The sequence below is a fragment of the Mesorhizobium sp. M2A.F.Ca.ET.042.01.1.1 genome, assembly GCF_003997405.1.
In the GTDB taxonomy this organism is placed as follows: domain Bacteria; phylum Pseudomonadota; class Alphaproteobacteria; order Rhizobiales; family Rhizobiaceae; genus Mesorhizobium.
Map to the genome: position 1 here is coordinate 1 of NZ_RZRX01000284.1, position 7,487 is coordinate 7,487.

7 protein-coding genes and 1 pseudogene are annotated in these 7,487 nt (G+C 64.5%); 4 read left to right on the top strand and 4 right to left on the bottom strand.

What is annotated here, in order from left to right; all coding sequences use genetic code 11:
* Positions 1-685 (top strand): zinc-binding dehydrogenase (locus tag EOA23_RS29320; protein WP_127306702.1); only part of this gene is annotated, 685 nt, incomplete at its 5' end.
* Positions 672-1,454: a glucose 1-dehydrogenase gene (locus EOA23_RS29325; protein WP_127306703.1), complete on the top strand. Its 783-nt coding sequence runs from the start codon at positions 672-674 to the stop codon at positions 1,452-1,454. The genes EOA23_RS29320 and EOA23_RS29325, both read left to right, overlap by 14 nt.
* A gap of 16 nt (positions 1,455-1,470) precedes the next feature.
* Here the strand turns inward: EOA23_RS29325 and EOA23_RS29330 are convergent, their stop codons facing one another.
* From EOA23_RS29330 to EOA23_RS29345, 4 genes are all read right to left on the bottom strand, one after another.
* On the bottom strand, positions 1,471-1,953 hold the full coding sequence (locus EOA23_RS29330; RefSeq protein ID WP_127306704.1) for a DoxX family protein: 483 nt from the start codon (positions 1,951-1,953) through the stop codon (positions 1,471-1,473).
* A 234-nt stretch (positions 1,954-2,187) separates the two neighbouring features.
* Positions 2,188-2,649: a tetratricopeptide repeat protein gene (locus EOA23_RS29335; protein ID WP_127306705.1), complete on the bottom strand. Its 462-nt coding sequence runs from the start codon at positions 2,647-2,649 to the stop codon at positions 2,188-2,190.
* Between the two features lie 30 nt (positions 2,650-2,679).
* Positions 2,680-3,651, bottom strand: coding sequence for an MBL fold metallo-hydrolase (locus tag EOA23_RS29340; protein WP_127306706.1), 972 nt, complete (start codon positions 3,649-3,651; stop codon positions 2,680-2,682).
* A 220-nt stretch (positions 3,652-3,871) separates the two neighbouring features.
* Complete coding sequence (locus EOA23_RS29345; protein ID WP_127306707.1) at positions 3,872-4,081, bottom strand: DUF680 domain-containing protein; 210 nt, start codon at positions 4,079-4,081, stop codon at positions 3,872-3,874.
* Between the two features lie 347 nt (positions 4,082-4,428).
* Between EOA23_RS29345 and EOA23_RS29350 the strand changes: the two genes are divergently transcribed.
* Together EOA23_RS29350 and EOA23_RS29355 are read left to right on the top strand one after the other, a co-directional pair.
* Complete coding sequence (locus EOA23_RS29350; protein WP_189341748.1) at positions 4,429-7,026, top strand: EAL domain-containing protein; 2,598 nt, start codon at positions 4,429-4,431, stop codon at positions 7,024-7,026.
* Between the two features lie 208 nt (positions 7,027-7,234).
* Positions 7,235-7,487: pseudogene (locus EOA23_RS29355) on the top strand (magnesium transporter CorA); the annotation flags it as partial.

A 7,487-nucleotide genomic window follows, 5' to 3' on the forward strand; every position in this document is an offset into this window, starting at 1 on the left:
GCGCATGCCGCATGTGCAGGGCGGCTTTGCCGAACATCTCGTCGGCCGCGCCGAAAACGCCGTGCCTCTGGCGCCGGGCTCCGACCCACCCGCCGGCGCCTTCGCCGAGCCTCTTGCCGTGACGCTGCATGCCGTCGCCCAGGCGCCGGTCTATGGCAGCCGCATGCTGATCATGGGCGCCGGACCGATCGGCACGCTGCTGGTGCTCGCCGCGCGCTTTGCCGGCGCGCGCGAAGTCGTCGTCACCGATGTGCAGGACAGACCGCTGCAATACGCCGCCAAGATTGGTGCCGACCGCACGATCAATGTCGCCACACATGCCGAGGCGATGGACGGCTACGCCGCCAACAAGGGGTATTTCGACGTCGTCTTCGAGGCCGCCGGCCAGGGCGCGACGGTCGCCAGCGCCTTGCCTGTCATCAAGCCGCGCGGCACGCTGGTGGCCGTCGGCCAGGGCGCGACGGCGGAGCTTTCCATGTCGGTCATCGTCACGAAGGAAATCCAGGTGAAGGGCAGCTTCCGCTTCGACACGGAATTCGCGCTTGCGGTCGACCTAATCGGCTCGGGCCGCATCGACGTCGCGCCGCTGCTCAGCAACACGCTGCCGCTCGCCGAGGCGCGAAAGGCCTTCGAGCTCGCCAGCGACAAATCGCAATCGATGAAGGTGCAAATTGCGTTCGGCTGATTATCTCGGCCGTCTCTTCGGCCTCGAGGGCAGGCATGCCTTCGTCACCGGCGCCAGCCGCGGGCTGGGGCTTGCGTTCGCGGAGGCGCTGGCCGCGGCCGGCGCGCGGGTCACGCTCGGCGGCCGCAAGGCCGATGAGCTCAAGGCCGCAGGCGACCGGCTGCGCGGCCGTGGGCACACGGTCGCGGAATCCGTGATCGACGTCACCGACACCCAGTCGGTCGACACGGCCGTCGCGGCGAGCGAAGCCGACGCCGGTCCGATCGACATCCTCATCAACAATGCCGGCATCCAGCGCCGCGCGCCGCTGGAAACTTTTTCCGATGCCGACTGGGACGCGCTGATGGCGACCAATCTCGACGGCGTGTTCAAGGTGAGCCGCGCCGCGGTGAAGGGCATGATCCAACGCCGCAAGGGCGTCATCATCAACGTCTCGTCGGTGCAGAGCGCCCTCGCCCGCCCCTCGATCGCACCCTACGCGGCGAGCAAGGGCGCCATCACCATGCTGACCAAGTCGATGGCCGGCGAATGGGGCCAGCACGGCGTGCGCGTCAACGCGATCGCGCCCGGCTATTTCAAGACCGAGATGAACGCCGCTCTCGTCGCCGACGAGAAATTCTCGACCTGGCTCACCGGCCGCACGCCGATGCGGCGCTGGGGTGATGTCGAGGAACTGGCTGGCGCGGCGGTGTTCCTGGCGTCGGACGCAGCCAGCTTCGTGACGGGACAAACGCTGTTGGTGGACGGCGGGATTACCAGTGTGTTGTGAGCCTCATAGGCAACACTCAAACCAGCAGGCTCGTCTCCCCCACCGACAGATGCCGCTCGATGGGCGGATCAATCTTGGTGCCCTTCGCGAACCCGGTCAGCACCCGATCCACCGACAGCCTGCCCGCCCCGCTGAGCGCCAGGATGAACATGCCGCCGGCGATGGCGAGATCCTTCTCGAAATGCAGCAGTTCGTCCTGGCTGGCGAAATTGGTGTGGAAGAGGCTTGCCGTCATCAGGCAGAACAGGCCGAGCCCGATCGCACCCAGCCGCGCCAGTATGCCGAGCGCCACCGACAGGCCGGCGCCGAGTTGCAGCGCGATGGTGGCGACGAGCAGCGGCGTGCCGACGCCAAGCGCGGCCATCGCCTTCTGAGCGCCCTCGAAATGCGTCGCCAGTTGCAGTCCCTCATGCACGAAGATCAGGGACAGAAGCAGCCGGCCGGCCAGCAGGACAACGTCCCTGGCGTGCAGTTTCTCGGCAAGTTCGATCGGTGTCATGATCGGCTCCAATCCTTGGAAACAGGTGGCCGTCACGCGTCCGCGTGGGCCTGCGCGCTCGAGGTTGAAAGGTCGGAGCCGGCGCGAGGGAGAGGAACGCCGGCTCCGGTTTTCGGGCGCTACCGCCGTGGCGCCCAAAAGTTGGCACTGAAGGGAGAGGTCAGCGCCAGGTCCCCTCTCCGGCCGCTTCGCGGCCACCTCTCCCCACTTCGTGGGGCGAGGAAAAAGGCGACGTTACTTCGTCACCTTGGTGTCGATCGCCTGCTTGAGGTCGGAAAGCTCCTCGCAGCCCGACGGGCACAGCTTCTCCAGCGAGGCGAGCTGCTCGTTGGCCTTGGCCATGTCGCCGGTCTCGACATAGAGCTCGCCCAGATATTCGTGCGCGGCCTTGTGGTCGGGCTTAAGCTCCAGCGCCTTGGTGTAGTAGGTCAGTGAGGTCTGGTAGTCGCCGGTCTTGCGCAGCGTGAAGCCGAGCAGGTTGTAGACGTCGGCCTGCTGGGTGTCCTGCGCGAGGTCGCGCAGGTCGGCCAGCGCGCCTTTATAGTCCTTGGCGTCGATCTTGGCCTTGACGGCCGTCAGGTCGGGCGCATCGGCGCCTTCGATGTCGTCCACGGCATAGGCCGGAACGGCGATTGCGATCGGGGCCGCGGTCAAGACCGCAATGGCGCCGAGCACCGCAAAAAATGCGTGTTTCATGGGAGTTGTCGCTTCTGTTCAGGATCCGATTCAGATCTGGGTTGGGGTGAAGGCGTAGGCGTTGCCGTCCTTGACGAAGCTGCCGGTGCCGGGGAACGGGAAGTGCGAGCCGCAGATGCGGACATTGCCGGCGATCACCTGGTCGATGATCCGGTGCCGCGTGGCGATCGCCATCGGCCCGTCCTGGTCGTAGGCGCCCTGCCATTCGGGATGCGGGGCAAGCAGCGCCGGCACGTACATGGTGTCGGCCGAGACGAGGAATTGCTCGGCGCCGGCATCGACATGGTAGACCGAATGGCCAGGCGTATGGCCGGGCGCCGCCATGAGGCGGATGCCGGGCACCACTTCCGCGCCGTCGTCGACCAGCTTCCAGTTCTTCCATTTCGGAAAATTCTCGGCGATGCGCTTGCCCGCCGGCTTGCGGCCCTCGGGCAGCTTGGCGAGGCGGCTCGGATCCGTCCACCACTTGTATTCGGTGGCGTTGACGATCAGCTCGGCATCGGGGAACACCGGATCGTTGGTGCCCTTCTCCATCAAGCCCCAGACATGGTCCGGATGGAAATGCGAGATCAGAATAGTGTCGATCGCCTTGTAATCGATGCCGGCGGCCTTCATGTTGGCCGGCAGATGCGTGGCGTTGGCCTGCCACTGGCCGACCCCGGAGCCGGCGTCCATCATGATGGTGCGGCCGTTCATCTTGAGCACCACGACGGTGAGCGGGATCGGCATGAACTCTGTGGTCAATCCTGCCTTGGCGAGCGCCGCCTTGGTGTCGTCGACCGACACGTCCTTGATGAAGGCCGGGTCGTGGGGCTTGCGCCAGATGCCGTCATAGACGGCGGTGACCTCGAGCGAGCCGACCTTGTATTTGTAGAAGCCGACCAGCGGCTCGACCGGGGTTTCGGCGTAAGCCGCGGGCGCGAATTCGAGCTTGCCGGCAATGCCGAAGGCGGCAGCGGCGGCGGCTGATCCGAGCACCATGCGGCGTGTCATGTTGAACATCAGAAATCTCCTCTAGTGGCTGCGGGTTGCGTCAGGTTTCAGGCGGTATGAGAGATTGGCGGAGGGCCCGGTGCGACCCTCCGCCGGCTGCGGAAGCCGGTGCCGGCCGGTCCGACTGAAGACCGACCGGCGCCGGGGAGATCGGGACGTCTGGTCGTTGAGCCGGAGCGAGGCGTGCCTTCCTCGCACATGGTCAAGACCTTTGGCCTCGACTCCTAGCTCAGCGACCCCAGATGCCCTGGCCGGGTTCATCCGCAGCGATCTTGGCCGCCGGCTTCATGTCGTGGCGGTCCAGCTTCACGATGGAAGCAGTGGTGGTGGTGTCGACGGCGGCTGCGTGCTGGGCGGCCGCGGAGAAGTGGTCGCTGCCGGCAAAGGCGCTGCCGGTGGCAACGAGGATGGCCACTGCGGTTAGGGCGATCTTGTTCATATGCGTATTCCTTCCGGGTTGCTTGATGCGTGCCTTGGGAGGATGGCCCCGCTACAGCCAAGACCCGGAAGCCCCGGGCTTTATTCCCGGGCGCGAAAGAATCTTTTCAGGGCGCGATAGAAATCGCGACTCGTCCGGATGAAACGGGAAGCCGCGGCCAGTTAGCCGGCGTTAAGCATCGCTCCAGTTTTTGGGCTGAAAATAAGCCGCGAAGCTGCCAGTGACGCAACTTGAAGCCGGGCCGGAAGTTTAAATTTAAGCACTTCCTGCTAGCTTCAACCGACGGATTTCTGTCCGCGAAAGGTATTCCTGTCGAATTGACCTGGACGGGTTTCAATATCGGCCGCATCAGACCGGCCGTTTTCTCTTCCGCCAACTTGCCGGCGGCAATCGCTGTTTTCGTGCTTGCGATCTGCGCGCTCTTCGTCGACCAGCAAAACAGAAAAGTCTCCGACCAACTGTTGCGCGCCGAGGTGCTCGCCAAGGTCAACATCATCCGCGCCAAGCTCGAGGGCAACATAAACGGCAACCTGCAGCTGGTGCAGGGCCTTGCTTCGGCGGTGACGACCGAGCCGTATATGGGGCAACAGCGATTTGCGGCGCTCGCCGCGAACCTGTTCAAGGAGAAATCGCAGCTGCGCAACATTGCCGGCGCGCCCGACCTTGTGATCTCGTTGATGTACCCGATGAAAGGCAACGAAAAGGCGCTCGGACTCGACTACCGCAAGAATGAAGCACAACGCATGGCGGCGCTGCGGGCCCGCGACCAGCGCGCCTTGGTCCTGGCGGGTCCGGTAGACCTCGTCCAGGGCGGCCGAGGCTTCATCGGCAGGATTCCGATTTTCGTACCGACAGTGGGCGGCGGTGACCGTTTCTGGGGCATTCTCTCCGCGGTCATCGATGTCGACAGGCTCTTTGCCGCAAGCGGCCTCACCGACCCGGACCTCGATATCGAGGTCGCCCTGACAGGCAAGGACGCGCTGGGCGGCGGCGGCCAGCGCTTCTTCGGCAGCGAGAACGTGGTCAACGGCACCCCGGTGACGGCCGAAGTGGAACTGCCGCTGGGGTCCTGGCAATTGTCGGCGATACCGAAACACGGCTGGCCGGCCACGCCGAAGAACGAGGCCACCTTGTGGGCAACGATGGCGCTGGCCGGCGCGCTGGTCGTGTTGCCCATTCTGATAGCCGGCTGGTTGTTCGGCGAGAGACAGAAGAACTACGCGGAGCTGCGGCGGCTTTCGCAGCGGCTGGAGCTTGCCCTCGACGCCTCGGGCATCGGCGTGTGGGAACACGACCTCGCCACCTCGCAGCTCGTGTGGGATGATCGCGTCAACGAAATCTATGGCAAGCCGGCTGACGGCCGGCCGCGTGGCTATGACGACTGGGCGCTGACCATTCATCCAGACGACCTGGAGCGCGCAAGGAAGGACTTCGACACGGCGGCCGCAACCCACGGCCGCTATTCCTCGCAGTACCGTCTTCTCCTTCCTGACGGCGCCGTCCGCCATGTGCGCACCCGGGCAGGCTTCCTGCAGGACGCCGACGACACGCCCAAGATGATCGGTGCCGAATGGGACGTGACCAGTGACGTCCTGCTCAACGAGAATCTGGTGCGTGAGCGGCAATTGTCGGAATCGAAGAATGCCGAGCTCGAGACCGCCAAGGCTAGGATCGAGCACGTCGCGCTGCATGATTCCCTGACAGGCCTGCCCAATCGCCGTTATCTCGATGAGATGCTCGCCGGGGCGCACGATGATCGCACCGCGCTGCTGCATCTCGACCTCGACCGCTTCAAGCAGATCAACGACACGCTCGGCCACGCGGCAGGCGACGCCATGCTCATTCATGCATCGAAGGTCATCAAGCTCAACGTCCGGGCAGCCGACTTCGTGGCGCGCATCGGCGGGGACGAGTTCATCGTGGTGTGCCGCGGACGCAGGGACGATGAACTCGCCGCCCTTGCGGACCGGATCATCGAAGAGATGCGCCAACCCGTCGACTATAAGGGCCATCAATGCCGATTTGGGGTCAGCATCGGGATTGCGGCCAATAGCGGCATCGATGCCAAGCAGTTGCTGGTCAATGCCGACCTCGCGCTCTACCGAGCCAAGAGCCGAGGGCGCAACCGCTATGAGTTCTTCAACGAAGAGCTGCAAAGCGAGATCGTGAAGACCAAGCAAACCGCCGACGAGATTCTCGGCGGCTTGGAGCGCAACGAGTTCATTGCCTATTACCAGCCGCAGTTCGACGCCAACACGCTCGAGATCGTCGGCGTCGAAGCGCTGTCGCGCTGGCGCCATCCACAGCGCGGCATCCTCGGCCCCGACGTGTTCCTCAAGGTGGCCGAGGAATTGAACGTGGTCTCGCTCATCGATCGCACGATCCTCGAACAAACGCTGGAGAATTTCCAGCGCTGGTCGCTCGACGGGCTCAACATCCCGCGCGTCTCGGTCAATGTCTCGGCACGAAGGCTGGAAGACAAGGATCTCATCAACGGCCTGCGCAAGCTGGCGATCAAGAAGGGAACCGTTTCATTCGAGCTCGTGGAATCTATCTTTCTCGACGAGCACGACGACCTTGTCGCTTGGAACATCGAGCACATCAAGGAACTCGGAATCGACATCGAGATCGACGATTTCGGCACGGGCTACGCATCCGTCGTCAGCCTGCTCAAACTGCAACCGCGCCGTCTCAAGATCGACCGGCAGCTCGTAACGCCGATAACCGGCTCGCCGGCGCAGCGGCGGCTGGTGTCGTCAATCATAGAGATCGGCAAATCGCTCGGCATCGGGGTCGTGGCGGAAGGCGTCGAGACGATGGAACATGCGCGCATCCTGAAAGAGCTTGGCTGCGACATCCTCCAGGGCTACGCCTTCGGGCGGCCGATGGACGCAACATCCTTCAGGACCTTCGCGCAGTCGCGGGAGTGGCTGGCAGCGGGATAGCGGTGCCGGCTCACTGACCTACCATTTGACTGGGCCGTTGCCGGCTGCACGACCCGTTCGGCAAGCGCAAACGACAGGACAGCCCTGCCGAGCGGGGGCATGCTGAAAGCCCGGTCATCAAACTGTCACACTAGGCGGCAACCGCCATGGTAGGTTTGCCGTGGCCGCCCCCGCGACCGCGACTGCATCAAGAACCGGCGAAGCCGCCATGAACATCGCCCTCCCCGCTGAAGGCACTGATCTCTCGCCCTATCTGCCGGACGAGCACGGGCTGTTCTTCATCTACCATTTCAAGGCGGACGGTTCCCGCACCGCGGATCCCGCCGAGGCGCATTGGAGCTGGCGCAGCTACCAGATCACCGACATGCGCGCCCGCCACGAGATCGGCGCCGAGACGGCCCTGCCGGCGCCTGTGCGCGACGCCTTCCTGTCGCCAAGCCATCGCTGCCAGATCGATTTCG